Annotated in this window: 29 protein-coding genes; 3 read left to right on the top strand and 26 right to left on the bottom strand. The window is 59.3% G+C overall.

The window, feature by feature from the left end; all coding sequences use genetic code 11:
• Positions 1-10: 10 nt before the first annotated feature.
• The 3 genes from AB9K37_RS07665 (at position 11) to AB9K37_RS07655 (ending at position 3,293) form a co-directional block, all read left to right on the top strand.
• Positions 11-763: a hypothetical protein gene (locus AB9K37_RS07665; RefSeq protein WP_369836743.1), complete on the top strand. Its 753-nt coding sequence runs from the start codon at positions 11-13 to the stop codon at positions 761-763.
• Positions 760-1,740, top strand: coding sequence for a glycosyltransferase family 2 protein (locus AB9K37_RS07660; protein ID WP_369836741.1), 981 nt, complete (start codon positions 760-762; stop codon positions 1,738-1,740). The genes AB9K37_RS07665 and AB9K37_RS07660 overlap by 4 nt, the downstream gene beginning before the upstream one ends.
• A gap of 137 nt (positions 1,741-1,877) precedes the next feature.
• Complete coding sequence (locus AB9K37_RS07655) at positions 1,878-3,293, top strand: DEAD/DEAH box helicase (RefSeq protein ID WP_369836738.1); 1,416 nt, start codon at positions 1,878-1,880, stop codon at positions 3,291-3,293.
• A 117-nt stretch (positions 3,294-3,410) separates the two neighbouring features.
• On the opposite strand, the gene AB9K37_RS07650 is transcribed toward AB9K37_RS07655, so the two are convergent.
• The 26 genes from AB9K37_RS07650 to AB9K37_RS07525 all read right to left on the bottom strand — a co-directional run bounded on the left by AB9K37_RS07650 (position 3,411) and on the right by AB9K37_RS07525 (position 25,019).
• Positions 3,411-5,078 carry a ribonuclease J gene (locus tag AB9K37_RS07650; RefSeq protein ID WP_369836736.1) on the bottom strand — a complete coding sequence of 556 codons (1,668 nt, stop codon included), beginning with the start codon at positions 5,076-5,078 and terminating at the stop codon, positions 3,411-3,413.
• A complete protein-coding gene (locus AB9K37_RS07645; protein WP_293708030.1) occupies positions 5,068-5,850 on the bottom strand; it encodes a type III pantothenate kinase in 783 nt (260 codons plus the stop codon). The genes AB9K37_RS07650 and AB9K37_RS07645 overlap by 11 nt, the downstream gene beginning before the upstream one ends.
• A gap of 12 nt (positions 5,851-5,862) precedes the next feature.
• Positions 5,863-6,612, bottom strand: a complete 750-nt coding sequence (locus AB9K37_RS07640) for a biotin--[acetyl-CoA-carboxylase] ligase (RefSeq protein WP_369836733.1) — start codon at positions 6,610-6,612, stop codon at positions 5,863-5,865.
• A gap of 19 nt (positions 6,613-6,631) precedes the next feature.
• Positions 6,632-8,071: an NADH-quinone oxidoreductase subunit NuoN gene (gene nuoN / locus AB9K37_RS07635; protein ID WP_369836730.1), complete on the bottom strand. Its 1,440-nt coding sequence runs from the start codon at positions 8,069-8,071 to the stop codon at positions 6,632-6,634.
• A gap of 13 nt (positions 8,072-8,084) precedes the next feature.
• Entirely contained in the window at positions 8,085-9,632 is a 1,548-nt protein-coding gene (locus AB9K37_RS07630; RefSeq protein ID WP_369836728.1) for an NADH-quinone oxidoreductase subunit M, read from the bottom strand.
• Entirely contained in the window at positions 9,632-11,761 is a 2,130-nt protein-coding gene (gene nuoL / locus AB9K37_RS07625) for an NADH-quinone oxidoreductase subunit L (RefSeq protein ID WP_369836726.1), read from the bottom strand. The genes AB9K37_RS07630 and nuoL overlap by 1 nt, the downstream gene beginning before the upstream one ends.
• Positions 11,762-11,768: 7 nt before the next feature.
• Positions 11,769-12,074, bottom strand: coding sequence for an NADH-quinone oxidoreductase subunit NuoK (gene nuoK, locus AB9K37_RS07620; protein WP_072706103.1), 306 nt, complete (start codon positions 12,072-12,074; stop codon positions 11,769-11,771).
• 221 nt (positions 12,075-12,295) lie between these two features.
• Entirely contained in the window at positions 12,296-12,904 is a 609-nt protein-coding gene (locus tag AB9K37_RS07615) for an NADH-quinone oxidoreductase subunit J (protein WP_369836722.1), read from the bottom strand.
• Positions 12,901-13,308: a carboxymuconolactone decarboxylase family protein gene (locus AB9K37_RS07610; RefSeq protein WP_369836719.1), complete on the bottom strand. Its 408-nt coding sequence runs from the start codon at positions 13,306-13,308 to the stop codon at positions 12,901-12,903. The genes AB9K37_RS07615 and AB9K37_RS07610 overlap by 4 nt, the downstream gene beginning before the upstream one ends.
• Positions 13,305-13,799 carry an NADH-quinone oxidoreductase subunit NuoI gene (nuoI, locus tag AB9K37_RS07605; RefSeq protein ID WP_072706100.1) on the bottom strand — a complete coding sequence of 165 codons (495 nt, stop codon included), beginning with the start codon at positions 13,797-13,799 and terminating at the stop codon, positions 13,305-13,307. Before nuoI ends, AB9K37_RS07610 begins: the two co-directional genes overlap by 4 nt.
• The gene (locus tag AB9K37_RS07600) at positions 13,799-13,984 is read right to left on the bottom strand and encodes a hypothetical protein (protein ID WP_369836715.1); all 186 of its coding nucleotides are present in this window, start codon (positions 13,982-13,984) and stop codon (positions 13,799-13,801) included. The genes nuoI and AB9K37_RS07600 overlap by 1 nt, the downstream gene beginning before the upstream one ends.
• A 1-nt stretch (position 13,985) precedes the next feature.
• Positions 13,986-15,023: an NADH-quinone oxidoreductase subunit NuoH gene (gene nuoH / locus AB9K37_RS07595; protein WP_369836712.1), complete on the bottom strand. Its 1,038-nt coding sequence runs from the start codon at positions 15,021-15,023 to the stop codon at positions 13,986-13,988.
• A 6-nt stretch (positions 15,024-15,029) separates the two neighbouring features.
• Complete coding sequence (locus AB9K37_RS07590; RefSeq protein ID WP_369836709.1) at positions 15,030-15,428, bottom strand: hypothetical protein; 399 nt, start codon at positions 15,426-15,428, stop codon at positions 15,030-15,032.
• Positions 15,428-17,428, bottom strand: a complete 2,001-nt coding sequence (nuoG, locus tag AB9K37_RS07585) for an NADH-quinone oxidoreductase subunit NuoG (RefSeq protein ID WP_369836707.1) — start codon at positions 17,426-17,428, stop codon at positions 15,428-15,430. Before nuoG ends, AB9K37_RS07590 begins: the two co-directional genes overlap by 1 nt.
• 4 nt (positions 17,429-17,432) lie before the next feature.
• Positions 17,433-17,825 carry a DUF5333 family protein gene (locus AB9K37_RS07580; RefSeq protein WP_369836704.1) on the bottom strand — a complete coding sequence of 131 codons (393 nt, stop codon included), beginning with the start codon at positions 17,823-17,825 and terminating at the stop codon, positions 17,433-17,435.
• A 2-nt stretch (positions 17,826-17,827) separates the two neighbouring features.
• The gene (locus AB9K37_RS07575) at positions 17,828-18,223 is read right to left on the bottom strand and encodes a DUF5333 domain-containing protein (protein ID WP_369836702.1); all 396 of its coding nucleotides are present in this window, start codon (positions 18,221-18,223) and stop codon (positions 17,828-17,830) included.
• A complete protein-coding gene (locus tag AB9K37_RS07570) occupies positions 18,220-18,543 on the bottom strand; it encodes a hypothetical protein (RefSeq protein ID WP_369836700.1) in 324 nt (107 codons plus the stop codon). The genes AB9K37_RS07575 and AB9K37_RS07570 overlap by 4 nt, the downstream gene beginning before the upstream one ends.
• Positions 18,543-19,052, bottom strand: coding sequence for a DUF3291 domain-containing protein (locus AB9K37_RS07565; RefSeq protein ID WP_369836697.1), 510 nt, complete (start codon positions 19,050-19,052; stop codon positions 18,543-18,545). Before AB9K37_RS07565 ends, AB9K37_RS07570 begins: the two co-directional genes overlap by 1 nt.
• A gap of 7 nt (positions 19,053-19,059) precedes the next feature.
• A complete protein-coding gene (nuoF, locus tag AB9K37_RS07560; protein ID WP_369836694.1) occupies positions 19,060-20,361 on the bottom strand; it encodes an NADH-quinone oxidoreductase subunit NuoF in 1,302 nt (433 codons plus the stop codon).
• A gap of 6 nt (positions 20,362-20,367) precedes the next feature.
• Positions 20,368-20,595, bottom strand: a complete 228-nt coding sequence (locus AB9K37_RS07555; protein WP_303966272.1) for a DUF5337 domain-containing protein — start codon at positions 20,593-20,595, stop codon at positions 20,368-20,370.
• 69 nt (positions 20,596-20,664) lie between these two features.
• Entirely contained in the window at positions 20,665-20,985 is a 321-nt protein-coding gene (locus AB9K37_RS07550) for a hypothetical protein (RefSeq protein ID WP_369836692.1), read from the bottom strand.
• Positions 20,986-21,012: 27 nt separating this feature from the next.
• The gene (locus AB9K37_RS07545; RefSeq protein ID WP_369836689.1) at positions 21,013-22,179 is read right to left on the bottom strand and encodes an NADH-quinone oxidoreductase subunit E; all 1,167 of its coding nucleotides are present in this window, start codon (positions 22,177-22,179) and stop codon (positions 21,013-21,015) included.
• Positions 22,180-22,275: 96 nt separating this feature from the next.
• On the bottom strand, positions 22,276-23,496 hold the full coding sequence (locus tag AB9K37_RS07540; protein WP_369836828.1) for an NADH-quinone oxidoreductase subunit D: 1,221 nt from the start codon (positions 23,494-23,496) through the stop codon (positions 22,276-22,278).
• 18 nt (positions 23,497-23,514) lie between these two features.
• Positions 23,515-24,123 (bottom strand): NADH-quinone oxidoreductase subunit C, encoded by a 609-nt coding sequence (locus tag AB9K37_RS07535; RefSeq protein ID WP_369836687.1) that lies wholly within the window; start codon positions 24,121-24,123, stop codon positions 23,515-23,517.
• 6 nt (positions 24,124-24,129) lie between these two features.
• Positions 24,130-24,663 carry an NADH-quinone oxidoreductase subunit B family protein gene (locus AB9K37_RS07530; RefSeq protein WP_177218551.1) on the bottom strand — a complete coding sequence of 178 codons (534 nt, stop codon included), beginning with the start codon at positions 24,661-24,663 and terminating at the stop codon, positions 24,130-24,132.
• On the bottom strand, positions 24,654-25,019 hold the full coding sequence (locus AB9K37_RS07525; protein WP_072706085.1) for an NADH-quinone oxidoreductase subunit A: 366 nt from the start codon (positions 25,017-25,019) through the stop codon (positions 24,654-24,656). Before AB9K37_RS07525 ends, AB9K37_RS07530 begins: the two co-directional genes overlap by 10 nt.
• Positions 25,020-25,172: the final 153 nt, after the last annotated feature.

The following is a 25,172-nucleotide window of genomic DNA, read 5'->3' as shown; positions in this document are numbered from 1 at the left end:
CCATGAGCTTATGGCCAAAGAACTTACATATCCCGAAGGATTCGAAGGCGTTACGACCCGATGGGAAGAGCGCCGTGATCCTTTGACCGCCCGCGATGACGAAGGTTTGCCACCGCTGAACTGTGACCTGGCAGCGATGGTCCAGCGCAGAATGCCCGACCCAGCAGACCCTCTGATCAAACCCGCCTCACGGTTTGGTTTCAAGTCCCATGCGCTGGCTGTGGAACTGGCTGGAGCATCGGAACTGGCTCATCTGAATGCTCTGCTGATCGCCTATTTGCGGCGCAGACAATGGCCGGACCATGCGCCCGCCCTGTTCTGCCGGATTTGGGCAGAGCATTCGGATGTTCTGTTGGCAGAGCTGAACGCACGCTGGCTGGTCTCTTCGTTGCAGACCTTCGCCGATCATGGCCAAACCGAAGAGCAGCGCCGCACGGGTGCCTCTCTTGGTCTGCTGTTCTCAATGATGAAGCTCTACGAATTTGAACGCACCTTTGGCGGAACAAGCCCGACCGAGGCCTATCGGCTCGGGAAGCGGGTCAAAGAACCGCTTCCCCTAGAGATGGATGACTTTTCGCTGAAATCAGGCGGGCTTGACTACAACATGCTCGCACCTCTCTGGCGCGATGCCGGCGCGGACCCTGTCACCGCACCGCTTGCAAGGCATCTGCTTGAGATGCTGAACCGCGATCCCGGAACGGTCTTTCGCCGCATCCAGACCATGCGCGAACGCCTCGCCCGCCGCGAGGAGCGAAAGAAATGACGCGCTGGGGTATCGTCGCGACGATCAAAGCGACCGCGAAAGAGATCATGAGCTTTGCTGCCCACCATTTGGAACTAGGCGCGGACGAGCTGCATCTTTACCTTGATAGCCCCTGCCCGCGCGCAGATCAGGCATTGTCCGGCCACCCGAAGGTCACTCTCATCAACACCGACACCAAGTATTGGCGAATGCGCCGCCCCAGAGAAGAACACCAGCGCCCGCCCATGCATCAGGCCCGCCAATTCGCAAACGCCAAGTGGGCCTACATGCACAATGATGTTGATTGGTTGTTTCACATCGACGTCGACGAGTTTTTGTGGGCTGACATCGATGTTCGCACACAACTGGCGGCTCTGCCCCCAGAAGCACTCTGTGCCCGCATTCGCCCCCTCGAGGCGCTGTCGACCGAGGCGCAGGAGTTCCCTGACGGTCAGCTGCCCTTCAAGTCTGCGGCGCTAGAATGGGATCTGCGGCGCCGGCAAACCCGCGAAATCTACCCAACCTATGGCGATTTCCTGAATGGCGGGTTCCTGTCGCACCTTGCTGGGAAAATGGCCGTCCGAACCAAACAGCCCGACATGATGGTTCGGATCCATAATGTCATCCAGAACGGCGTTCACAATCCCGGAGAAGCAGAACTGCCCGACCTGACGCTCTGCCATCTCCATGCGCACACTTGGGATCAATGGCGAAAGAGCCTGTCCTATCGCCGCCGCAAAGGGTCCTACCGCGCTGAACTTGCGCCTCCTGTCGCCCCGCCGGGTACGAAACCGGATCCCGATGCCCCAAACCTGAACCGTCTCTTTGACGAGATCGAGGCCAGCGGTGGTGAAGCTGCGCTAAAGGCCTTTTACAACGAGGTATGCCTCGCCACGCCCGAACTCCAGAGCCGTCTGGAACGCTTTGGCCATTTCCATTTACGAAATCTGGGCCTACAGGCCGCCCGCATCCGTCAGTTTGGTCAGGATTGGGGATAAAAGCCGCTCTCATTGACCGCTTTGGCTTTTTCGGCTATGTCGCCCACGGAAACTGCCCTCACCGGGGGGCGTTTGGCACGATTGGTGCCTCCTGAAACCGCTACGGGCCCAGTTGTGTCCGTAAACCACGGATACACATGACGAAATTTTCTGACCTGTCGCTCGACCCGAAAGTCCTGAAAGCTATCGACGAGGCCGGCTACGAAACGCCGACGCCGATTCAGGCCGGAGCGATTCCGCCCGCTCTCGAAGGGCGTGACGTTCTTGGGATCGCCCAAACAGGCACAGGCAAGACCGCCAGCTTCACGCTGCCGATGATCACCTTGCTTGGCAAGGGCCGCGCACGTGCGCGTATGCCCCGCTCCTTGGTTCTGGCGCCGACCCGCGAACTGGCGGCACAGGTGGCCGAGAACTTCGACACCTACACTAAGCACATGAAGCTGACCAAAGCGCTGCTAATCGGTGGTGTGTCGTTCAAGGAACAAGAGGCCCTGATCGACAAGGGTGTGGACGTTCTGATCGCGACCCCGGGCCGTCTGCTCGACCACTTCGAGCGTGGCAAGCTGCTGTTGACCGGCGTACAAATCATGGTGGTGGACGAAGCTGACCGTATGCTCGATATGGGTTTCATCCCCGACATCGAACGCATTTTCAGCCTGACGCCTTTTACCCGCCAGACCCTGTTCTTCTCGGCGACCATGGCGCCCGAAATCGAACGGATCACCAACACCTTTCTCTCGGCCCCTGCCAAGGTCGAAGTCGCCCGTCAGGCCACTGCGTCAGAGCGGATTGCGCAGAACGTCTGCATTTTCGAAGGGGCCAAGCGGGACCGTTCCGGCACCCGCAAACGCGCCCTGCTGCGCAAATTGATCGATGCCGAAGGCGATAACGTGGACAACGCCGTTATCTTCTGCAACCGCAAGTCGGACGTGGATATCGTGTCGAAATCGCTCAAGAAGTATGGTTACGACGCAGCGCCTATCCACGGTGATCTGGACCAGTCGCAGCGGAACCGTACGCTGGATGAGTTCCGCGAAGGCAAGATCAAATTCCTCGTAGCATCTGATGTGGCTGCCCGTGGTCTGGACGTTCCCAGCGTGACCCATGTGTTCAACTTTGACGTTCCGACCCACGCGGAGGACTATGTTCACCGCATCGGCCGGACCGGTCGCGCAGGCCGTGATGGCAAAGCTGTCATGATCAGCGAGCCCCGCGACGACAAGAACTTGGCGGCAATCGAAGCGCTGCTGCAAAAAGAAATTCCGCGTCTGGAAAACCCGCTCGCGGACGAACCAGAAGAGCAAACCAAAGAGCCGCGGAACAGCCGCTCCAAGTCGCGCTCGGATGATCGTCCCAAGGCAGCGGCAGACGCCGCACCCGAAGGGCAGCCCAAGCGCAACCCGCGCAGCAGCAAGTCGCGCAAGCGCGGTGGCAGCCCTGCCGATCAAGTGGCCGAGAGCAACAAAGGCCGCGGCGTGATCGTTGGCATGGGCGACCACATGCCGAGCTTCATCGCCATGAGCTTTGACGAGCGCCGCGCAGCCGGCCTCTGATCAAGCCACCAAAGTGAAACGCAAAAAGCGCCCCCGTTTCGGGAGGCGCTTTTTTCTTGTCCGTGTCTCTGACACAAAGCACATGAAAAAGGCCGCCAGAGGCGACCTTTTCTAATCTTATGCGAGGCGGCTGATGACCACGGTGACCTCGGGCTTCTTGCCGATCTCATCCAGAGCGGACTTGCGGGCGGCACGGCGCAACGCCTCTTCCAGCGCGTCATCATCGACCAAGGTTTTGTTCCCTGCCCGTCCGATGGCCTGCGATAGGTCCTCTTCCAGAACGTCGACTAGCGGCGCACCGCTACGCCCCATCTGAGGCAAGCCTTTGATTTCGCACCAAGGTTCGCCAAGAGGTTCATCCTCTTCGTCCATAATCACAGTCACAGTGACATGCCCGTTCAGCGCCATGCGGATACGGTCACGAACGACGCCGTCCATCGCGCCGATCTGCACGGAGCCATCCAGATAGGTACGGCCGGTGTCGATGTACTCGGCGACCTTGGGCGCATCGCCGGTGAGATCCAGCATCATGCCGTTAACCGCAACGATCCCTTGTAGGCCACGCTCGGCGGCGACCTTCACATGCTCTCGCAGGTGGCGGTGTTCGCCGTGCATCGGCACCAGCATCTGGGGTTTCACCAGATCATGCATGGTCACCAGATCGGGGCGGTTCGCATGGCCCGACACGTGATACAGACCACCTGCATCGTCCACGATGTCCACGCCCATCTCAGAAAACTGGTTCATGATGCGGATCACGCCGCGCTCATTTCCCGGAATGACTTTGGACGAAAAGAGGAATGTATCGCCCTCTTTCATAGTCAGGCCCAGATACTTGCCCTGCGCCAGCTGCGCGGTTGCGGCCCGGCGTTCGCCCTGCGATCCGGTCACGATCAGCATCAGGTTCTCGCGCGGAATGCTGTTGGCATCTTCGGCGCTTACCGTCTTGGGGAAGTCCGTCAGAATACCGGTTTGCACGCCCGTTTCGACCATGCGGCGCATGGCGCGGCCCAGCAGACAGATAGAACGCCCCGCAGCCTGACCCGCTGTCGCAAGCGACTGGAGACGGGCGATGTTCGACGCAAAAGTGGTCGCAACGACCATGCCTTTCTGCGCCGCGATCAACTCTTCGAGGTTCGGCTTCAGGGTTGCTTCGGAACGGCCAGGATTGTCACTGAACACGTTGGTGCTGTCACACATCAGCGCCTTGACGCCCGAAGCGCCAATCTCGGCCCACATCTGATGATCAAAGGGGTCGCCGATCACTGGTGTCGTGTCGATCTTGAAATCGCCCGAGTGCACGATCCGGCCTGCGGGGGTATCGATCACAAGACCCGAGCTCTCTGGAATCGAGTGCGAAATCGGGGCAAAGCTGACCTTGAACGGACCAATCTCGGTCGTCTCGGGATAAGCCGACGCAGTACGGACCGCGCCTTCGTGCACGCCGTATTCCGCCAGCTTGTGACGTGCAATCGCCGCAGTAAATGCACGCGCATAGATCGGCGCGCCCAACCGGCCATAGAGGTGCCCCACCGCGCCCACGTGGTCTTCGTGCGCGTGGGTGATAAAGATCGCGTCCAGCTGGTTCTTGCGTTCTTCGAGCCACTGGATGTCGGGCATGATCAGGTCGACACCGGGGGTGCTGTCCATGTCCGGAAAGGTCACACCCAGATCAACGAGGATCAGGCGCTCGTTGTCCTTGGGGCCGTAGCCGTACACATAGGCGTTCATCCCGATCTCCCCCGCGCCACCGAGGGGAAGATAGATCAGTCTCTCACTGCTCAAGCGTTTTATCCTTGTTGTAGTCATGGATGACGGTCAGGCCGTGCATCGTCAGAAATTCGTCAAACACGTCAAATAGGGTATCACCCTGCTGGAACAAGGGTGCAAGCCCACCCGTGGCAATTACTTTCATCGGGCGTGCTCTTTCTGCCTTGATCCGGCTGGTTATGCCGCTCACCAGACCAATATAGCCCCAAAACACGCCGGACTGCATACACGCGACTGTGTTCGTCCCAATAACACGATCAGGCTTGCTGACGTCCACATGGGGCAGTGCTGCGGCGGCTTGGTGCAAGGCTTCAAGGCTCAGGTTCACGCCGGGCGCAATCACACCGCCGATATAGGCACCATCACTGTCGACCACGTCAAAGGTCGTCGCAGTTCCGAAATCAACCACGATCAGATCGCCGCCGTAGCGGTCATAGCCCGCAACCGTATTCACCAGACGGTCTGGACCGACTTGGGTGCCGGCGTCCACGCGGGCCTCAACCGGCAACTCACATCCCGGCTTACCGACAACCAACGGGCGAGTGTTGAAATACCGGTCTGCAAAGACGCGCAAATTGAAAACAACCCGTGGCACGGTGGTCGAGATAATCACATCGGTGATGTCAGCCTCGATCCCACGATGCTTCATCAGTGTGGTCAGCCAGACATAGTACTGATCGGCAGTCCGCTGGTGTTCAGTGGCAGTGCGCCAAGTGGCGATGAATTCGCTACCGTCCCAGATCGAAAACACGGTGTTTGTGTTTCCGCAGTCAATCGCAAGGAGCATACGCTGGTCCTCTTAGAAAAAGACGTCGGCAGCGGGGATCGCTTCGCGCCCCTGTGCGGTCCTTAGAACCAAGTTGCCGTGTTCGTCCAAAGTCTCGAATGTGCCGACCCGCTCGGTATTGCCGGTGCGGGCGGTAATGACGTCGCCAAGCTTCGCCGCGCGCGCAAGCCACGCTTGGCGGATGGGCTCAAAGCCATAAGTTTTAAACTGTGCCTCGTAACTCGCGTAGGCCTCTGCCAGCGCGTCCAAGAATTCTTCTGGCGTGACTTGCGCCCCGGTCCCTGACAAAAGGGACACAGGCCCAACAGCGCGCCCTTCGACTTGAGCTGCAGACGGGGCAGAGATCAGATTCACTCCGATCCCGATGGCCAAATAGCTGGCGCCACGGAATGCCCCAAGGCTTTCAAGAAGAATCCCTGCGACCTTCCCACCGTTCAAAAGCACGTCGTTCGGCCATTTCAGCGCAAAGGCTTCGGGACGGCCACTGACAGTCACAAACGCATCATGAAGCGCCAAGGCCGCTACGAAAGACCGAAGGGCAGTCAGATGCGGTGCTTCGGTCGGATGAAGAACCAATGTCGCGGCGAAATTTCCGGGTGGGTCCGTCCATGGCCGCCCTCGCCTTCCGCGCCCGGCGGTCTGCTCTAGCGCAAGGATCCATGTGGGTTGGGTCATGTCGGGCGCGATCCGCGCCGCTTCGGCGTTGGTGCTGTCTACTGTGGACAGCACCCGCCTTGCGTATTCAACGGGCCAGCCGCTCATGCACTCTGGCCCGCGATCATTAGTTAACCAGCGACGCGGCGGCTGCCGCTGCTGCACCATCGATGCCGAACATGTTCAGCAGGACAGCGGCGATCATCACGACAGCCGAACCAACCAGCAGACCCGACAGAATGGGGTTGCGGGGTGTGTCCAGCTCTTCGGTTTCTTCGCCAAAATACATGAAGAACACGATACGCAGGTAGTAGTAGGCACCGATCACCGATGCGACCACACCAGCCACGGCCAGCCACGCCAGACCACCCTCGTAAGCGGCACGCAGCACGTAAAGCTTACCGAAGAAGCCGAGCATCGGCGGGACGCCGGCCAAGCTGAACATCAGCACGAGCAGCGAGAACGCGCGGCCGGGTGCATAGCTGGACAGGTTGCTAAGCGATTTGATGTCGGTCACGGGGGTGCCGTTGCGCTCCATCGACAGGATGAAGGCAAAGGTACCAACGTTCATGGTAACGTAAATCGCCATGTAAACCAGCATCGATTCAACACCGAGCGCGGTGCCCGACGCCAGACCCATCAGGGCATACCCCATATGAGCGATCGACGAGTAGGCCATCAGACGCTTGATGTTCGACTGACCGATCGCAGCGACCGAACCAAGGAACATCGACAGAACTGCAAGGAACGCGATGACCTGCTGCCAGTCGCCTACAGCACCGCCAAAGGCATCGTGCATGACGCGCGCGAACAGACCCATCGCAGCCATCTTGGGCGCGGTCGCGAAGAACGCGGTGACGGGGGTCGGCGAACCCTCATAGACGTCAGGGGTCCACATGTGGAACGGAACTGCCGACACCTTGAACGCCAGACCCGAGGTAATGAACACCAGACCGAACAGTACGCCGAGCGACAGGTGATCGCCCTGCACCGCTTGGATGATGCCCGAGAACGATGTGGTGCCAGAGAAGCCATAGGTCAGCGATGCACCGTAGAGCAGCAGACCGGAGCTAAGCGCGCCGAGGACAAAATACTTCATGCCCGCTTCGGTCGACTTTGCGCTGTCGCGGCGCAGCGATGCCACAACGTACAGTGCCAGCGATTGCAGCTCGAGACCCATGTAAAGCGCGATCAGGTCACCAGCAGAGACCATCACCATCATGCCCACTGCAGATAGCGACACGAGGATCGGGTATTCGAAGCGCAGGATGTCCCGGCGCTTCATGTATTCCTGGCTCATGACCAGAACGATGGCCGCCGAAATCAGGATCACGACTTTGGAGAAACGGGCGAAACCGTCATTGATGAAAGTGCCGTCGAATGCGATCTGGGTGGTTGCGTCCCCCAGACCGATCCACGCGGCCAGCACCAGCATCACGGCGCTGGTCAGCCAGACCAGAGCGGATGCCATTTTGTCCTTGCCGGTGTAGACGGCAGCGAGCAGTGCAGCCAGAGCGAACAGCGACAAGAGGATTTCGGGCAGAAGGATTGCTAGGTCAGCCTGCATCGGGCCACCCTCCTCAGTGTTGGGCCACTTGGCCGGCGGTCTCAAGGGAAACCGCTGCCAGTGCCGTGTCGTAGTTGTCGATCAGAGCCGAAACGCTCGGCCCGATGATGTCGGTGATCAGTGCAGGGTACACACCCAGCAGCAGGGTCATGATGATCAGCGGCGCGAAAATGGCACGCTCGCGGGTCGACATGTCGGTGATCGCCTTCAGGCTCTCCTTGATCAGGGCGCCCATGACAACGCGGCGGTACAGCCACAGCGCATAAGCCGCCGAGAAGATCACGCCCGATGCCGCAACTGCCGCAACCCAGGTGTTCTCTTGGAAAATGCCCATCAGGACTAGGAATTCACCGATAAAGCCCGAGGTGCCCGGCAGACCCACGTTCGCCATGGTGAACAGCATGAACACCAGCGCGTATTTGGGCATACGGTTCACAAGGCCGCCGTAAGCGTCGATCTCGCGGGTATGCATTCGGTCATAGATCACACCAACGCACAGGAAGAGCGCGCCAGAGATGAAGCCGTGCGACAGCATCTGGAAGATCGCGCCGTCGATACCCTGCTGGTTCGCAGCAAAGATACCCATGGTCACATAGCCCATGTGCGCGACCGACGAGTACGCGATCAGCTTTTTCATGTCTTCCTGCACCAGCGCGACCAGCGAGGTGTAGACGATCGCGATGGCCGACATCCAGAAAACCACAGGGGTCAGGATTTCAGCGCCAACGGGGAACATCGGCAGGCTGAAGCGCAGGAAGCCGTAACCACCCATTTTCAGCAGGATCGCTGCCAGAACAACCGAACCAGCAGTCGGCGCCTGCACGTGTGCGTCGGGCAGCCAGGTGTGGACGGGCCACATCGGCATTTTCACCGCGAATGACGCGAAGAAGGCGATGAACATCAGTGTCTGCATGCCGCCGATGATCTGGAAGCCAAAGAGGTTCAGCGTCTCAGAAGCAAAGGTGTGGTTCAGCAGGGTCGGAATGTCGGTGGTGCCCGCGTCGGTGTACATCGCAACCATCGCCACCAGCATCAGCACCGAGCCGAAGAAGGTGTAGAGGAAGAACTTGAACGATGCGTAGATGCGGTTCGCGCCACCCCAAATCCCGATGATCAGGAACATGGGGATCAGCGAGGCTTCGAAGAACAGGTAGAACAGAACCAGGTCCAGCGAAACGAATACGCCGATCATCAGGGTTTCCAGCGCAAGGAACGCAATCATGTATTCCTTGACGCGCTTGGAGACGTCCCAGCTGCAGGCAATAACCAGCGGCATGATGAAGGTTGTCAGCAGGACGAACAGAACCGAAATCCCGTCCACGCCCACTTTGTATTTCAGGCCCAAGAGCCAGTCACGCTCTTCAACATACTGGAAGCCGGTGTTCGCAGGGTCGAATTCGGCCAAAATGAAGAGCGAGATTAGGAAAGTGACAGCGGTGGCAACGAGCGCGAGCCATTTGGCATTGCGCTGCGCAGCCTCGTCATTGCCCCGGAGGAAGACGGCGAGAACAATTGCCGCCACCAGAGGCAAGAAGGTTACGATTGAGAGTAGGTTTCCCATTAGTTCGCTCCCCCGGTGAGCGTCATCCAGGTGATGAGTACGGCGATACCCAGCACCATGGCGAAGGCATAGCCAAAGATGTAGCCAGACTGCGCACGGCCAGCGAGACGGGTGAAGAACGGAATGATACCCATCGCCAGGCCATTGATGGCCCCGTCGATGACCGTCCCGTCACCCTTCTTCCAGAAGAAGCGGCCGATGGCTTTGGCAGGCTGAACGAAGATGAAATCGTAGATTTCGTCGAAGTACCATTTGTTCAGCAAGAACTGGTAGAGCGGACGCTGGTTTGCAGCCAAACGGCCAGGCAGCGACGGGTTGATCAGGTAGAACCAGACCGCCATCAGCAGACCACCGAGCATTGCGACAAAGGGGCTAACCTTGACCCAAGCCGGAACAGCGTGCGCGTCATCCAACACAGTGTTGTCTGCACCGATGTAGATCGCGCCCTCGCCCGGTTGACCGGTGAATGCATAGTGATGCTCGCCCTCGGCCGCGTCGCCATGATGCTCTTCGGCTTCGGCGGCGTGATCGTCCGCAGCGTGGGTTTCGTCCGTGTGACCGTCCATCTCATGCTCACCCTCGGCAGCATGTGCCGAAGCCTCTGCTACGGGGATGCCAAAGAACTTACCAACCTGATCGGCATGGCCGAAGAAGCTGTTGTACCACAGCATACCAGCGAAGACCGCACCAAGGCTCAGGACACCAAGCGGAACCAGCATGACCATCGGGCTCTCGTGAGCGTGGTCGTGGGTGTGCTTGTCGCCGCGAGGCTTGCCGTAGAAGGTCAGGAACATCAGACGCCAGCTGTAGAACGAAGTGAACGCAGCAGCGATGACCAGCATCCAGAAGGCATACATGTTGCCGCCCGCAAATGCGCTTTCGATGATCGCGTCTTTTGACAGGAAGCCAGCGAAACCGATGTGGGTCAGCGGGATACCGACGCCTGTGATGGCGAGTGTACCAATCATCATCGCGTAGAAGGTCATGGGGATCTTCTTACGCAGACCGCCGTATTTCATCATGTCCTGCTCGTGGTGCATCGCGTGGATGACCGAGCCGGCACCAAGGAACAGCATCGCCTTGAAGAAGGCGTGCGTGAAGAGGTGGAACATCGCCGGACCATAAGCGCCTACACCAGCGGCAACGAACATGTAGCCGAGCTGCGAACAGGTCGAGTACGCAATCACGCGCTTAATGTCGGTTTGAACCAGACCAATGGTCGCGGCAAAGAAAGCAGTGGTGCCACCAAGGAAGGTGATGAAGGTCGTCGCGTTGGGCGCGAATTCCATGATCGGCGACATACGGCAGACTAGGAAAACACCCGCGGTCACCATGGTCGCCGCGTGGATCAGAGCCGACACAGGTGTCGGGCCTTCCATCGCGTCGGGCAGCCAGGTGTGCAGCAGCAGCTGAGCCGACTTACCCATCGCGCCGATGAACAGCAGGAAGGCAATGATCTCGGCCGCGTTCCAGTCCTGCCAGAGGAAGGTAATCGTGGTCTGCGAGATGGTCTCGGCGTTAGCGAAGATGTCGTTAAAGTTGATGCTGTCGGTCAGCATGAACAGCGCGAAGATACCCAGAGCGAAACCGAAGTCACCAACGCGGTTCACAACGAACGCTTTCATGGCCGCCGCGTTTGCCGAAGGCTTGCGGAAGTAGAAGCCGATCAGCAGGTACGAGGCCAGACCCACGCCTTCCCAGCCGAAGAACATCTGAACGAGGTTCGAAGCGGTGACGAGCATCAGCATCGCAAAGGTGAACAGCGACAGGTACGCAAAGAAGCGCGCCTTGTAGTGCTCGTGGTGGAAATTCTCGTCATGCGCCATATATCCAAGGCTATAAAGGTGCACGAGCGACGAGACGCTGGTGATCACGATCAGCATGATCGCGGTCAAGCGGTCCAAACGGATGGCCCAAGATGTATCGAGCGAGCCGGACTGAATCCAGCGCAGCACATTGATGGTCTCGGTGGTGCCATCGAAGCTAAGAAATACGATCCACGAAAGAAGCGCGGTGAAGAACAGCACACCTGTTGCGAAGTAACAGGCGATTTGTTCGCCGATGAAGCGCCAGCCGAAGCCGGCGACAATCGCCCCCACTAGCGGGGCAAAGAGAATGATGGTTTCCATTGGCCCCTTAGCCTTTCATCACATTGACGTCTTCCACGGCGATGGTGCCGCGGTTCCGGAAGAAGCAGACCAGAATGGCCAGACCAATCGCGGCCTCGGCTGCAGCAACCGTGAGGATGAAGAGTGTGAAGACCTGTCCGACGAGATCGCCCAAGTGGCTGGAGAAAGCCACCATGTTGATGTTCACGGCCAGCAGCATCAGTTCGATCGACATCAGCAGAATGATGACGTTCTTCCGGTTGAGGAAGAGGCCGAAGATGCCAATGACGAACAGCGTCGCCGCGACCACCAGGTAATGTTCCAAACCAATCATGTCGTCCCTCGGGTCTTGTCCTTGGTGGTGCCCGCCGTTCGTTGCGGCGGACGTTTCAGTTCTTGGTATGGGCGCCGACCTCAGCCGACGCGCCGTCTATTTCTAAACCAGCGCAAACCAATCCAAGTTGCGCCCGCTTTCAGAGCCCACATCGCTGCCACACCAACCACGCCAAACGTAGCCCAAAAGCGCTCGAGCAGCAGCGCAAGCTCGTGCATGTATCAGAGCCCTTGGCCGGGCTTCACGTCCTTCAGTTCCATCGCCTTTGCAGGGTCGCGGTACATCTGGGCCAGAACGTTCTGGCGCTTAACGTCCGGACGGTGGCGCAGGGTCAGCACAATCGCGCCGATCATCGCGACCAGCAGGATCAGGCCCGCGAGTTGGAACAGCAGGAAGTATTTGTCGTAGATCAGACCACCGAGTTGCGCGGTGTTCTGCGTGTCAGCGGCAACTGGAGCTGCGCGCAGCCCCTCGGCCAGTTCGCTGCTGTCCCACGCACCGAACGCCATGGCGAACTGCATCATCAGGATCACAGCGATCAGAAGGGCGACCGGCAGATACTTGGCCATTCCGGCCTTCAGCTCTGCAAAGTCGACGTCCAGCATCATGACCACAAAGAGGAAGAGCACGGCGACCGCGCCCACGTAGACGATGACCAGCAGCATCGCCACAAACTCAGCGCCCATCAGTACAAACAGCCCCGCCGACGAAATGAACGCCAGAATGAGCCAGAGCACCGAGTGAACAGGGTTGCGTCCAAGCACGGTCATCAGACCGCCGATCACGGTGCTTAGCGCGAAGAGGTAGAAGGAAAGTTCAGCTACGCTCATTTCGGTTCGTCCTTTATCTCTGCCATGACCTCTTGGGCGATGGACGCCGCTTTGGACATGGCGGGAATACCCGCGAACATCGCCATCTGGCCAATAGCCTCGGCGATCTCCTGTTTGGTTGCGCCTGCCTCGAGCGCGTGGCGCACGGACAGACGAATTTGGGGTTCGGCCACTGCGCCCTGACAGGTCAGGCCTGCCAGCGTCAAAAGCAGCCGCGTCTTGCTGTCCAGCCCTTCGGGATTCATGGTCTTGCCAAAAGCAAGTTCCATCATATCCCGCGGGACCGTCGGCCACATTGCCTCGAAGTCTTTGGGCGAGAAGTTCTCAAGCGCGGGGTTGATGGCCTTCGCCATTTCCAGCGATTGAGCCATCATCTGCTCGAAGATATTCTTGGCGTCGGTCATCGGTAAGGTGCATCCAGCTCGAGGTTACGGGCGATCTCTGCTTCCCAGCGTGCACCGTTCTCAAGGAGCTTTTCCTTGTTGTAGAACAGTTCTTCGCGGGTCTCGGTCGCGAATTCGAAGTTCGGGCCTTCGACAATGGCATCCACCGGGCAAGCTTCCTGACAGAAACCGCAGTAGATGCACTTGGTCATGTCGATGTCGTAGCGCGTGGTGCGGCGGCTGCCGTCATCGCGGGGCTCGGCGTCGATGGTAATAGCTTGGGCGGGGCAGATCGCTTCGCAGAGTTTGCAGGCGATGCAACGTTCTTCGCCATTAGGATAACGGCGCAGAGCGTGTTCACCGCGGAAGCGGGGCGACAACGGGCCCTTTTCGTGGGGGTAGTTCACGGTCGGCTTGGGCGCGAAGAAGTACTTCATACCCAGTTTGAACCCTTTGAAGAAGTCCGCGAGCAGGAAGTATTTGGCTGCGCGGGTGTAGTCGATATCCGCCATTAGCTCTCTCCGTGTGTGCCGGTCATCGCTGCCCAACGAAAGATGGCAGCGGCGAGTTCAGATTGTTGCGGCAGTGGATTGCCGTCCTTGTCCTCGGCCGGAAGGTTGCAGTCGGTGACAATGAAATCGGCCAGCGAGATCATGTCTTTGTATTTTGCGTCGATGATTGCGTCACGAAGATCCATATCAGCCCCCTACTGTCCAGCGCGCATAGGCGCCCCAGAACAGTTCGAACTTGGCAAAGAAGGAGACGATCACGACCCAACCCAGCGACAGCGGCAGGAAGACTTTCCAGCCCAGACGCATCAGCTGGTCGTAGCGGTAACGCGGGGTGATCGCCTTGACCATTGCAAAGAGGAAGAAGAAGAACGCCATCTTCGCAACCATCCACAGAACGCCATCGGGCAGCCCGGGGATCGGCGACAGCCAGCCACCAAAGAACAGCAGCGAGGTCAACGCGCACATCAGGAAGATCGCGATGTATTCACCGGCCATGAACAGCAGGAACGGGGTCGAGCTGTATTCTACCTGATACCCGGCAACCAATTCGGATTCCGCTTCGGGAAGGTCGAACGGAGGACGGTTGGTTTCGGCCAGCGCCGAGATAAAGAACAAGAAGACCATCGGCAGGTGCGGCAGCCAGTACCAGCTGAAGAAACCAAAGCGTCCATCCTGAGCCGCGACGATGTCGCCGAAGTTCATCGAACCGGTCGAGATGATCACACCGATGATGATCAGACCGATAGAGACCTCATAAGAAATCATCTGCGCCGCCGAGCGCAAAGAGCCAAGGAACGGGTACTTTGAGTTCGACGCCCAACCGCCCATAATCACGCCATAAACTTCGAGCGAGCTAACGGCGAAGACATATAGGATCGCGACGTTGATATCCGAGATCACCCAGCCATCCGCGAAGGGGATCACCGCCCAAGCAATCACCGCCAGAACAAAGCTGGTCAGCGGGGCCATCATAAAGACGACCTTGTCCGAGCCCGCCGGAATGACGATCTCTTTGGTGACGTATTTCAGCGCGTCAGCCACCGACTGCAGCAAGCCAAAGACGCCCACCACGTTGGGGCCACGGCGCATCTGGACCGCAGCCCAGATTTTACGGTCGCCGTAAACGAGAAAGAGCAGCGAAACCATCACGAACCCCAGCACGGCAAGGCACTGAGCTAGGATGATGACGAAGACGCCCAAAGGGGTGGTGAAAAAGTCAGCCATAGGTCCTCACACCGTCGGTATTCCGTTTTCTGCGCAGTTCTGCACGGTGACTTCGGCGTCAATCGTGCTTAGGCCGCGCGGCAGCGCCGGCGAGATCGTGTAAACCGCATCTGCTCGCCAAAGGCTACCCTGATTATCTACATTCGTCCGCACATGGCGGGCAAAACCATATCCGCGGATCAGCGCATATTGCGCGGCCGCACACTCTGCATAGGCTTCCACATCACTTGCGCCCCGCGCACCCTTCATTTCGACCAAGAAATTCACTAGGTCGCCCTCGAGTAGCGCGGTGCGAACACCGCTATACTCGGGGGTAAAGGGCACAGGTGCAGCCGCGTCGGTCGAGGCACAGGCCGCAACCGACAGGGCCATCAGGCCGCAGGATATGGCAACCGCGCCGCGCATTACTCGGCGGCGATCTTCTGGTCGCGGCGCGCTTTGGCATTGGCCGACAGTTCGGCCATCAATGCGCTTGCGCGGGCAATCGGGTTGGTCAGGTAGTGATCCTTGACCGCGTAGACGAAGGTCGCTTCGCCCTTGCCCAATGGTTTGTCCTCGAGGCTCGGCGCTTCGTTTTCAATCACCTGATCCACCATCGCGAGGTGCGGCACTTCACCGACAAGCGCCTGACGCAGCTGAACAAGTGTGTCCCACGGCTGGGTTGCATCCAGATGCGCGGAGAGCGCACGCAGGATGGCCCAGTTTTCTTTGGCTTCACCCGGAGGGAAGGCTGCGCGCAGCGCCAACTGCGGACGACCTTCGGTGTTCACAAACAGGCCCTGCTCTTCGACATAGGCTGCACCGGGCAGGATGATGTCCGCGCGGTGAGCCCCGCGGTCGCCGTGGCTGCCCTGATAGATCACAGTCGCGCCCGCGTCGATTTCGACTTCGTCTGCGCCAAGGTTATAGATCACCTCCGCGCCTTCCAGAGCCGCCTTCAGGCCGCCCTCGGTCACAGCGTTCACGTCCATCGCGCCAACGCGCGACGCTGCGGTGTGCAGAACCAGAACCTTTGCGCCGGATGCAGCGGCCATCTTGAAGACTGTCGCCAGAACCGCTTCGCCGTCCAACTCGTTCAGAGCGCCCTGCCCCACGATGATCACGCCACCGTTGACAGACGCACCGGCCAGAGCCGCGCGGTCGGTGCCGACGTGAGTGTAGTCATAGGTCAGGTCGACACCTTCGCCGATCACCGACACGTTCGCGCCGCGCAGCCAAGCCTTGCGGATGCGTGCATTCAGAACTGGTGCTTCGGCGCGGGGGTTGGTGCCAACCAGCAGGATCTCTGCCGCGTCATCCAGATCCTCGATTGCTGCAGTACCAGCATAGGCGCCGCGAACGCCTGCGGGCAGTTTCGCACCATCGGTGCGGCATTCAACGTTGCCACCCAGACCTTCGACCAATTGCTTCAGAGCGTAGGCAGCTTCGACGGGAACCAGATCACCGATCAGACCAGCAACCTTCTTGCCCTTCATCGCTTCGGCAGCAGCGCTCAGCGCTTCTTCCCACGATGCGGGGCGCAGCTTGCCGTTCTCACGGACATAGGGCCGATCCAAACGCTGGCGGCGCAGGCCATCCCAGACGAAACGCGATTTATCCGACAGCCACTCTTCGTTCACGCCGTCGTTGTTGCGCGGGATAATGCGCATAACTTCGCGACCTTTGGTGTCCACGCGGATGTTCGAGCCCAGAGCGTCCATCACGTCGATGGTTTCAGTCTTGGTCAGTTCCCAAGGACGAGCGGTAAAGGCGTAGGGCTTCGAGGTCAGTGCGCCAACGGGGCACAAGTCGATGATGTTGCCCTGCAGCTCGCTGTCCAGCGTCTCGTTCAAGTAGCTTGTGATCTCTGCATCTTCGCCGCGGCCGGTTTGGCCCATCTGGGTGATACCAGCGACTTCGGTGGTGAAGCGCACGCAGCGGGTGCAGCTGATGCAGCGTGTCATTGCGGTGCCGACAAGCGGCCCAAGGTTCAGGTTGTCCACGGCGCGCTTGGGCTCGCGATAGCGCGAGAAGTCCACACCATAGGCCATCGCCTGATCCTGCAGATCACACTCGCCACCCTGATCGCAGATCGGGCAATCCAGAGGGTGGTTGATCAGCAGGAATTCCATCACGCCTTCGCGGGCCTTTTTGACCATGGGCGAGTTGGTTTTCACGACGGGCGGCTGGCCTTCGGGGCCAGGACGCAGGTCACGCACCTGCATCGCGCAGCTTGCTGCGGGCTTCGGCGGACCGCCAACAACCTCGACAAGGCACATGCGGCAGTTGCCCGCGATGGTCAGGCGCTCGTGATAGCAGAAGCGCGGAATTTCGACCCCAGCCTCTTCACAGGCCTGAATCAAGGTCATGGCGGGATCGACCTCGATCTCTTTGTCGTCAATGATGATCTTGCGAAGTTCCGTCATCTTCTCACCTGCTTTCCAGAACAGCGCCCACTGGGCTGCCCTTCGTCATCTCTTCGGTCCCGAACGCGCAAAGGTCCTTGGCCTTTTGCGGGTCGAAGCCACGTTCCTTGATCTGGGCCACAGCGGCCTCTTCGATCTCTTCGTTGAAGGCAGCGTCCTGCAAAGGCGCTGCTTCCTCTACGGTGTAATTCTCTGCTTCAATATGGGCAGTCACATCCAGCTGGAGCGCCAGAAGACCCTCTGTGGAAACAGAAATCTTTTTGCAGCCCTGCGCGACTTTGGCGGCCAGAACCGATGTTGTTACGAACCCACGAACAGTTTCGTCCGTTGTGATGTCCCGCGCCTGCGCAGCCAAGGGCACGAGTACAGCAGCAGAGATCAGGATCAGCTTGCGCATTCTCAATTCTCCCTCAGAAGTTGGCCAATGGGCGAATTTGCGGCGATCTCGGCACGGCCCAAGGCGCAAAGGGTTTTGGCATCTTTGGGTTCGGCATCGTGGGCACGGATGTAATCGGCCGCCAAGCCCGCTACGCGCTTCTTTTCAGACTTGTCAGTGACGAAATCCTCGATCTCATCTTCCGAGTATCCCATCGACTTGGCTTGATCTTCGAGTTGACCGATATAGCGCCACGCCACCACGAGGCGGGCAGAGATGTCATCGCAGTTCACACGGATATGGTCCGCGATCGCGACAGCGGTCAGCCCGTCGTTTATCGGATTCACATCGCTAAGGGGGACTTTGGCCTGCGCCGGCCCTGCCGCGAAAAGTGTTGCTATGAGGATGGCTGCTCTCACGCGGCGCACTCCCCAGAGAACGTCACGGTTTCGCCGTCGATCGGAAGCTGATCGTCTGGGGTGGTTGGACCAACGGTCCACACAATGTCCGAGGTACCGTAATAATGGATGCAATGGCGCGTGGCTTCAAATTCAGCCGCAGCGCGCGCGCCGTCAAGCCCGTCGGACACGTTTTTGGTAGGGATAACCATCACGGCGCGATCCGCCCGAGCGGTTTTCACCTTGGCGCGATGGCTGGAGCCCGCGTATTCAAAGGCGCCTTTTCCGCAGGCCGAGAGGGCCAGAGCGGAAATCAGAAAGGTTGCTGTCAGACCACGCATTACATTAACTCCGCAGCACCGGCGCCGCAGCGCCCTGCCTTGTATAGTTTCGCCTGTTCGAGCCAAGCCCAATCAAACGCAAAATCGCTGGCACCGTGCTTGCGTAGGTGGGCCAGCTTTTCCAGCCCCTCTTCGAGCGTCGGCCGATGCCCCTCGGGCACCCACCACATCACGAAATGCATCTCGCCAAGCACTTCGAACCATTCGGTCCGGCGCTCGTAAAACTGGCGATGCACGGTGTTCCAGACAAAATTTTCCAGTGTCTCGACGTTTTCCCAAACAGTCAGGTTGCTGACGTGCTGGGGATCGCCGTCGATCTTGGCTTCGGTATTACCAGTCGCAGGTTCACCCGACCCTTCCATCATCCAGACATAGCCGGGCATCCGCTTGCCAAGGCCATTGATGCGGTCAATCGCCCCCATGAACTCGGCCACGCGCGGATCGTCGGTCGGCGCAACAAGGCGCCCGACGTTCAGCTCTGCTAGATGGTGGTTGAGGGGCTGCTGCACTGGGGTCTTACTCCGCCGCAACCGCTGCACTGATTTTGCCGGCCTTCTGGGCCTTGATGCGATCCTCGATTTCCTCGCGGAAGTTGCGGATCAGACCTTGGATCGGCCAAGCCGCCGCGTCACCCAGAGCACAGATGGTGTGGCCTTCGACCTGCTTGGTCACTTGGAACAGCATGTCGATTTCTTCGACCTCTGCCTCGCCGCGAACCAGACGGTCCATGACGCGCATCATCCAGCCCGTGCCTTCGCGGCAAGGGGTACACTGGCCACAGCTCTCGTGCTTGTAGAACTTGGACAGGCGCCAGATCGCTTTGACGATATCGGTCTGCTTGTCCATGACGATGACCGCCGCAGTACCAAGGCCCGAGCCCAGTTCGCCGCGCAGGTAGTCGAAGTCCATGACCGCATCGCGCATCTTTTCACCGCGCACACAAGGCACGGACGAGCCGCCGGGGATCACCGCCAGCAGGTTGTCCCAGCCGCCACGAATGCCGCCGCAGTGCTTTTCGATCAGCTCTTCAAAGGAGATCGACATCGCTTCTTCGACGACGCAGGGGTTATTCACGTGACCAGAGATCGCGAATAGCTTGGTGCCCGCGTTGTTGGGGCGACCAAAGCCTGCGAACCACTCGGGGCCGCGACGCAGAATGGTCGGCACGACCGCGATGGACTCAACGTTGTTCACAGTGGTCGGGCAACCGTACAGACCAGCCATCGCAGGGAATGGCGGCTTCATACGGGGCATACCCTTCTTGCCTTCAAGGCTCTCGATCAGAGCAGTCTCTTCGCCGCAGATGTACGCGCCTGCGCCGTGGTGCAGGTAGAGGTCAAAGTCAAAGCCCGACTTTGCTGCATTCTTACCCAGCAGGCCCGCGTCGTAGCATTCGTCAATCGCCGCCTGCAGCGCCTCGCGCTCGCGGATGTATTCGCCGCGGATGTAGATGTAGCAGGTGTTTGCGTTCATGGCGAACGAGGCAATCAGCGCACCCTCGATCAGGGTGTGCGGATCGTGACGCATGATCTCGCGGTCTTTACAGGTGCCGGGCTCGGATTCGTCCGCGTTGATGACCAGATAGGCAGGGCGGCCATCGCTCTGCTTGGGCATGAACGACCACTTCAAACCGGTGGGGAAGCCCGCACCCCCGCGACCGCGCAGGCCGGATGCCTTCATGCGCTCGATAATCTCATCGCGACCCAGCGCGATCAGATCAGCGGTTTTGTCCCAATGGCCGCGCTTCATTGCGCCCTTCAGGCTACGGTCTTGCATCCCGTAGATGTTGGTAAAGATGCGGTCCTGATCCTTCAGCATGAGAGATCACCTTTCATTGTCGTGACGGTTGGTACGCCAGATCCGGAATGCCACGACGATGGCCCAGACAAAGGCCGCCAACGCAGCGAAATCAAACAAGAAGACGTATCGCACTGGCAATCCCAAACGGGGACCAACCCACTGCGCCGCCATCCAAACCAGCATGGTGCCGGCAACAACCAAGGCCAGGGTCCGGCCCTGACGGGCGGTATGTTGGTCTTGATGGCTGCTCATGCGCCCATCTACTCCTTGCTCGGGGGCCCTACCCCCACATCTGTGCCGCAGAATGCCCTGCGACGCGACTTACCCCTCTGCGCCGGTCCCCTGCTCCGCGCTGTCGCGGAACGTGGAGCCAACCGGCGAGACGGGTGACATTTCAGATCCCAGCACTGTCGACTGGGAAACATGGGACAACTCAGCAACGCCGACGCCCAACTCCTCGGGGCAAAGCATCCACATCAGGTAGAGCCCTGCGCTCAGGAACATGATGCCAGACCATGCCAGCGACACGATGACCGAGAATTCCGCCATCCCCAAGGACATACCGAACACAATCACAGCCAACACACCCGCAATGCCCCAGCATGCGGCGGTATGGTCCATCTTGTCGGTTTCGGTGGTCATGGCGAAAGCTGTGTCCCGGTCAGTCGATTAGTTGTCGTAAAGGCCGTCTTTCTTAGCGCGCGAAGCGAATTCTGTTTCTTCGCCAGCAGCCAGCTTCTTGGCCTGAGAAACCCATTCATCACGGCTGGCCCGGCCCTTGAACCCTTCGAGGTTCTGATCGACCCAAGCCAATTCTTTGTCGGTCCAAGCGGCAACCTGATCGAAGTGGAAGAAGCCCATGCCGTTCAACATTTTTTCAAGCTTCGGTCCGACGCCTTTGATCAGTTTCAGATCGTCAGCCTGACCATCACGTGCCGCGTCCAGAGTTGCGGGCTTGTCAGCGTCGGTCGAGACAGCCTCATCCTTGCTGTCTGTAGTGACCGGCTTGGTGGTGTCTGTCTCGGGCTTCGCAGCGCTGTCATCTGCGACCGGTTTCGTCGCGGGTGCTTCGGCTGCGGCTTCACGCTGGGTCTGCGGACCACCAGCCAGACGCGAGCCGTGGTCAGCCGCGCGGTCAAGCCAAGGGGCCGAGAACGGAACTTCGGTCCCGTCGATGCGCTTTAGGGTGTCGCCGATGTCGTGGGCCAGCTGAACCGAGCCGTTGTACTCGTGCTCACGCTCGCCCTCGGTCAGAGCAGTCAGACCGCCCTTGGGCTCCGACGTATAGCGGCCGTTCGCGGGACCGGGCAGCGGCACCTCGCCATTGGCCATATCATCGATCATCTTCGACAAGTCAGCCGCGGTCAGATCTTCGTAATAGTCTTTGCCGACCTGAGCCATGGGCGCGTTGGTGCAGGCACCAAGGCACTCGACCTCCTCCCAGCTGAACTTGCCGTCTTCGGACACCTGATGCGCTTTGGCAGCGATCTTTTTCTTACAGACCGATACCAGTTCTTCTGCGCCCATGATCATGCAGCTGGTGGTGCCGCAAATCTGGAAGTGTGCAACAGAACCAACGGGTTGCAGCTGGAACATGAAGTAGAATGTTGCGACTTCAAGCGCACGGATGTACGCCATCCCCAGCATCTCGGCCACGTGTTCAATCGCAGGGCGGCTCAGCCAGCCTTCCTGTTCCTGAGCACGCCACAGCAGAGGGATGATGGCACTGGCCGCACGGCCGTCGGGGTACTTCTGGATCTGCGCTTCGGCCCACTTCTGGTTGTCAGGCGTGAACGCAAAGCTCTCGGGTTGTTCAGGATGCAGACGGCGAAGCATATCTTTACGGTCCTTACGGGTCTTGCGGCGCGCCAGCGCTGGGGCCGCGATGTAGCAGTATGTCGCCCGCCCCGTCGGGACAGGCGCGAAATTAGGTCAGCGGTCGATTTCGCCGAACACGACGTCCATGGTTCCGATGATCGCCGCCACGTCAGCCAGCTGGTGGCCGCGGGTCAGGTGATCCATCGCCTGCAGGTGCAGGTACCCCGGCGCGCGCAGCTTGGCGCGGTAGGGTTTGTTGGAACCGTCGGACTTGATGTAGACGCCAAACTCGCCTTTGGGCGCTTCGACAGCCGCATAAACCTCACCTTCGGGCACGTGGAAGCCTTCGGTGTAGAGTTTGAAGTGGTGGATCAGAGCCTCCATCGAGGTCTTCATCTCGCCACGCTTCGGCGGGGTCATCTTGCCGCGTGCCAGCACGTCGCCTTGGTTTTCCGGCATCCGAAGTTTTTCAACAGCTTGCAGGATGATGCGGATCGACTGGCGCATCTCTTCCATACGGACGAGGTAGCGGTCGTAGCAGTCACCGTTTTTGCCGACAGGGATCTGGAAGTCGAATTCGTCGTAGCATTCGTAGGGCTGCGCGCGGCGCAAGTCCCAAGCCAGACCTGTGCCACGGACCATTACACCCGAGAAACCCCACTCCTGAATGTCTTCTTCGGTCACAACGCCGATGTCGGCGTTACGCTGTTTGAAGATACGGTTCTCGGTCAGCAGGGCGTCGAGATCCTCCATAAACTGGGGGAATTCGTTCTTGGCCCAATCCTCGATGTCGTCGATCAGCGCAGGAGGCAGATCCTGGTGGACACCACCGGGACGGAAGTACGCCGCGTGCAAGCGCGCACCACAGGCGCGCTCGTAGAAGATCATGAGCTTCTCACGCTCTTCAAAGCCCCACAGCGGCGGCGTCAGCGCACCAACGTCCATCGCCTGCGTGGTGACGTTCAAAAGGTGGTTCAGAATACGGCCGATTTCCGAGAACAGAACGCGGATCAGGCTCGCACGGCGAGGCACCACAGTGCCAGTCAGCTTTTCGATCGCCAGACACCATGCGTGTTCCTGGTTCATGGGCGCCACGTAGTCGAGGCGGTCCAAGTACGGCAGGTTCTGCAGGTAGGTCCGGCTTTCCATCAGCTTTTCGGTGCCACGGTGCAGCAGGCCGATGTGCGGGTCAACACGCTCTACAATCTCGCCGTCCAGTTCTAGAACCAGACGCAAAACGCCGTGCGCCGCAGGGTGCTGCGGGCCGAAGTTCAGGTTGAAGTTGCGGATCTTCTGTTCGCCGGTCAGGGCGTCGTCGAATTTTGCGCCATCCATCATGTCACAAGCCTTCCCTTAACCGTTCGCCTTGGACTTCTCGTCGCCGGGCAGGATGTACTCGGCACCCTCCCAAGGAGACATGAAGTCGAACTGGCGGTATTCCTGAACCAGTTTCACAGGTTCATAGACGACGCGCTTCTGCTCTTCGTCATAGCGGACTTCGGTGTAACCGGTGGTCGGGAAGTCCTTGCGTAGCGGGTGGCCACGGAAACCGTAGTCAGTCAGCAGGCGGCGCAGGTCGGGGTGACCAGAGAACAGGATCCCGAACATGTCGAAGACTTCACGCTCGAACCAGTTCGCGCTGGGATGCACCGGCGTGATCGAGGGCACAACGTCCTCTTCACGGGTCGCAACACGCACACGGATGCGGTGGTTCTCGTACATCGACAGGAAGTGGTAGACCACGTCGAAGCGCTTGGCGCGCTCGGGGTAGTCCACAGCCGTGATGTCGACCAGCGAGTTGAATTTGCAGGTCGCGTCAGTCTTGAGCCAGTCAACGAAAGCGACGATGTTCGACAGCGCCACATCAACGTTCAGCTCGCCGTAAGCGACATCCCAATCGAGAACACAGTCAGGACGCTGCATTTCGATGTGCGCACCAAGTTCTTTCAAAGCGTCGGACATGGGGCCTTACCTTTCGATCGTACCGGTGCGGCGGATTTTGCGCTGCAGCTGCAGGATGCCGTAAACGAGCGCCTCTGCGGTCGGAGGGCACCCGGGAACATAGACGTCCACAGGCACAACACGGTCACAGCCACGCACAACCGAATAGCTGTAGTGATAGTAGCCGCCACCGTTCGCGCAGGAGCCCATCGAGATCACGTAACGCGGCTCGGGCATCTGGTCGTAAACCTTGCGAAGCGCGGGCGCCATCTTGTTGGTCAGGGTGCCGGCCACAATCATCAGATCCGACTGGCGCGGGGATGCGCGGGGCGCAGTACCGAAACGTTCCAGATCGTAGCGGGGCATCGAGGTGTGCATCATCTCGACCGCGCAGCACGCCAGACCAAAGGTCATCCAGTGCAGCGAACCGGTACGGGCCCAGTTGATGATATCCTCGGTAGAGGTCAGCAGGAACCCTTTGTCCTGCAGCTCTTTGTTCAACTGCTGGGTTGCGACTTCACGGTCGAAACCTGCGGTGTTGGCTCCGGTCATCACTCCCATTCGAGTGCTCCCTTCTTCCATTCATAGGCAAAGCCGACGGTCAGCACGCCAAGGAACAACATCATGGACCAGAAGCCGACCATGCTGATGTCCTTGAAGGCGACGGCCCAAGGGAACAGGAAGGCGATTTCGAGGTCGAAAATGATGAACAGGATCGACACGAGGTAGAACCGGACGTCGAACTTCATGCGCGCATCGTCAAAGGCGTTGAAGCCACACTCGTATGCACTGACCTTTTCGGGGTCGGGGTTGCGGACTGCGATAATGGCTGCGGCTAGGATCAACACGATCCCGAGGCCGATTGCGACCGCCAGAAAGATGATAATGGGGAGATATTCCCGTAGCATCTCTTCCACGCGTGGCTCCTTTCCTGCGATAAACGCATTCACTGGCTGCTATGCTTGCTCAGTACTTACGCCTGAGCCCACAAAGGGTCAACAGAGACAGCCACTTATTCACGAATAGGAATGTGGGAAAAAGCCTTTGTGTACAGGTGTACACCGGAATTA

It is taken from the genome of Donghicola sp. XS_ASV15 (genome assembly GCF_041224595.1).
Lineage (GTDB): Bacteria > Pseudomonadota > Alphaproteobacteria > Rhodobacterales > Rhodobacteraceae > Donghicola.
The sequence above is the reverse complement of the archived record's forward strand: the minus strand, read 5'-3'. Positions and strand labels throughout refer to the sequence as shown.

What these genes read in the sequence shown, in the direction of transcription:
- nuoG (WP_369836707.1), bottom strand. Translation starts at nt 17,428, where the DNA reads ATGACGGAACTTCGCAAGATCATCATTGACGACAAAGAGATCGAGGTC.
- AB9K37_RS07610 (WP_369836719.1), bottom strand. Translation starts at nt 13,308, where the DNA reads ATGACCGACGCCAAGAATATCTTCGAGCAGATGATGGCTCAATCGCTG.
- AB9K37_RS07645 (WP_293708030.1), bottom strand. Translation starts at nt 5,850, where the DNA reads ATGCTCCTTGCGATTGACTGCGGAAACACAAACACCGTGTTTTCGATC.
- AB9K37_RS07550 (WP_369836692.1), bottom strand. Translation starts at nt 20,985, where the DNA reads ATGACCACCGAAACCGACAAGATGGACCATACCGCCGCATGCTGGGGC.
- AB9K37_RS07540 (WP_369836828.1), bottom strand. Translation starts at nt 23,496, where the DNA reads ATGGATGGCGCAAAATTCGACGACGCCCTGACCGGCGAACAGAAGATC.
- AB9K37_RS07660 (WP_369836741.1), top strand. Translation starts at nt 760, where the DNA reads ATGACGCGCTGGGGTATCGTCGCGACGATCAAAGCGACCGCGAAAGAG.
- AB9K37_RS07570 (WP_369836700.1), bottom strand. Translation starts at nt 18,543, where the DNA reads ATGCGTGGTCTGACAGCAACCTTTCTGATTTCCGCTCTGGCCCTCTCG.
- nuoL (WP_369836726.1), bottom strand. Translation starts at nt 11,761, where the DNA reads ATGGAAACCATCATTCTCTTTGCCCCGCTAGTGGGGGCGATTGTCGCC.
- AB9K37_RS07535 (WP_369836687.1), bottom strand. Translation starts at nt 24,123, where the DNA reads ATGTCCGACGCTTTGAAAGAACTTGGTGCGCACATCGAAATGCAGCGT.
- AB9K37_RS07545 (WP_369836689.1), bottom strand. Translation starts at nt 22,179, where the DNA reads ATGCTTCGCCGTCTGCATCCTGAACAACCCGAGAGCTTTGCGTTCACG.
- AB9K37_RS07555 (WP_303966272.1), bottom strand. Translation starts at nt 20,595, where the DNA reads ATGAGCAGCCATCAAGACCAACATACCGCCCGTCAGGGCCGGACCCTG.
- nuoH (WP_369836712.1), bottom strand. Translation starts at nt 15,023, where the DNA reads ATGGCTGACTTTTTCACCACCCCTTTGGGCGTCTTCGTCATCATCCTA.
- nuoN (WP_369836730.1), bottom strand. Translation starts at nt 8,071, where the DNA reads ATGCAGGCTGACCTAGCAATCCTTCTGCCCGAAATCCTCTTGTCGCTG.
- nuoF (WP_369836694.1), bottom strand. Translation starts at nt 20,361, where the DNA reads ATGCTGAAGGATCAGGACCGCATCTTTACCAACATCTACGGGATGCAA.
- AB9K37_RS07630 (WP_369836728.1), bottom strand. Translation starts at nt 9,632, where the DNA reads ATGGGAAACCTACTCTCAATCGTAACCTTCTTGCCTCTGGTGGCGGCA.
- AB9K37_RS07665 (WP_369836743.1), top strand. Translation starts at nt 11, where the DNA reads ATGGCCAAAGAACTTACATATCCCGAAGGATTCGAAGGCGTTACGACC.
- nuoK (WP_072706103.1), bottom strand. Translation starts at nt 12,074, where the DNA reads ATGATTGGTTTGGAACATTACCTGGTGGTCGCGGCGACGCTGTTCGTC.
- AB9K37_RS07530 (WP_177218551.1), bottom strand. Translation starts at nt 24,663, where the DNA reads ATGGGAGTGATGACCGGAGCCAACACCGCAGGTTTCGACCGTGAAGTC.
- AB9K37_RS07580 (WP_369836704.1), bottom strand. Translation starts at nt 17,825, where the DNA reads ATGCGCAAGCTGATCCTGATCTCTGCTGCTGTACTCGTGCCCTTGGCT.
- AB9K37_RS07615 (WP_369836722.1), bottom strand. Translation starts at nt 12,904, where the DNA reads ATGAGCGTAGCTGAACTTTCCTTCTACCTCTTCGCGCTAAGCACCGTG.
- AB9K37_RS07590 (WP_369836709.1), bottom strand. Translation starts at nt 15,428, where the DNA reads ATGCGCGGCGCGGTTGCCATATCCTGCGGCCTGATGGCCCTGTCGGTT.
- nuoI (WP_072706100.1), bottom strand. Translation starts at nt 13,799, where the DNA reads ATGGCGGATATCGACTACACCCGCGCAGCCAAATACTTCCTGCTCGCG.
- AB9K37_RS07655 (WP_369836738.1), top strand. Translation starts at nt 1,878, where the DNA reads ATGACGAAATTTTCTGACCTGTCGCTCGACCCGAAAGTCCTGAAAGCT.
- AB9K37_RS07600 (WP_369836715.1), bottom strand. Translation starts at nt 13,984, where the DNA reads ATGGATCTTCGTGACGCAATCATCGACGCAAAATACAAAGACATGATC.
- AB9K37_RS07640 (WP_369836733.1), bottom strand. Translation starts at nt 6,612, where the DNA reads ATGAGCGGCTGGCCCGTTGAATACGCAAGGCGGGTGCTGTCCACAGTA.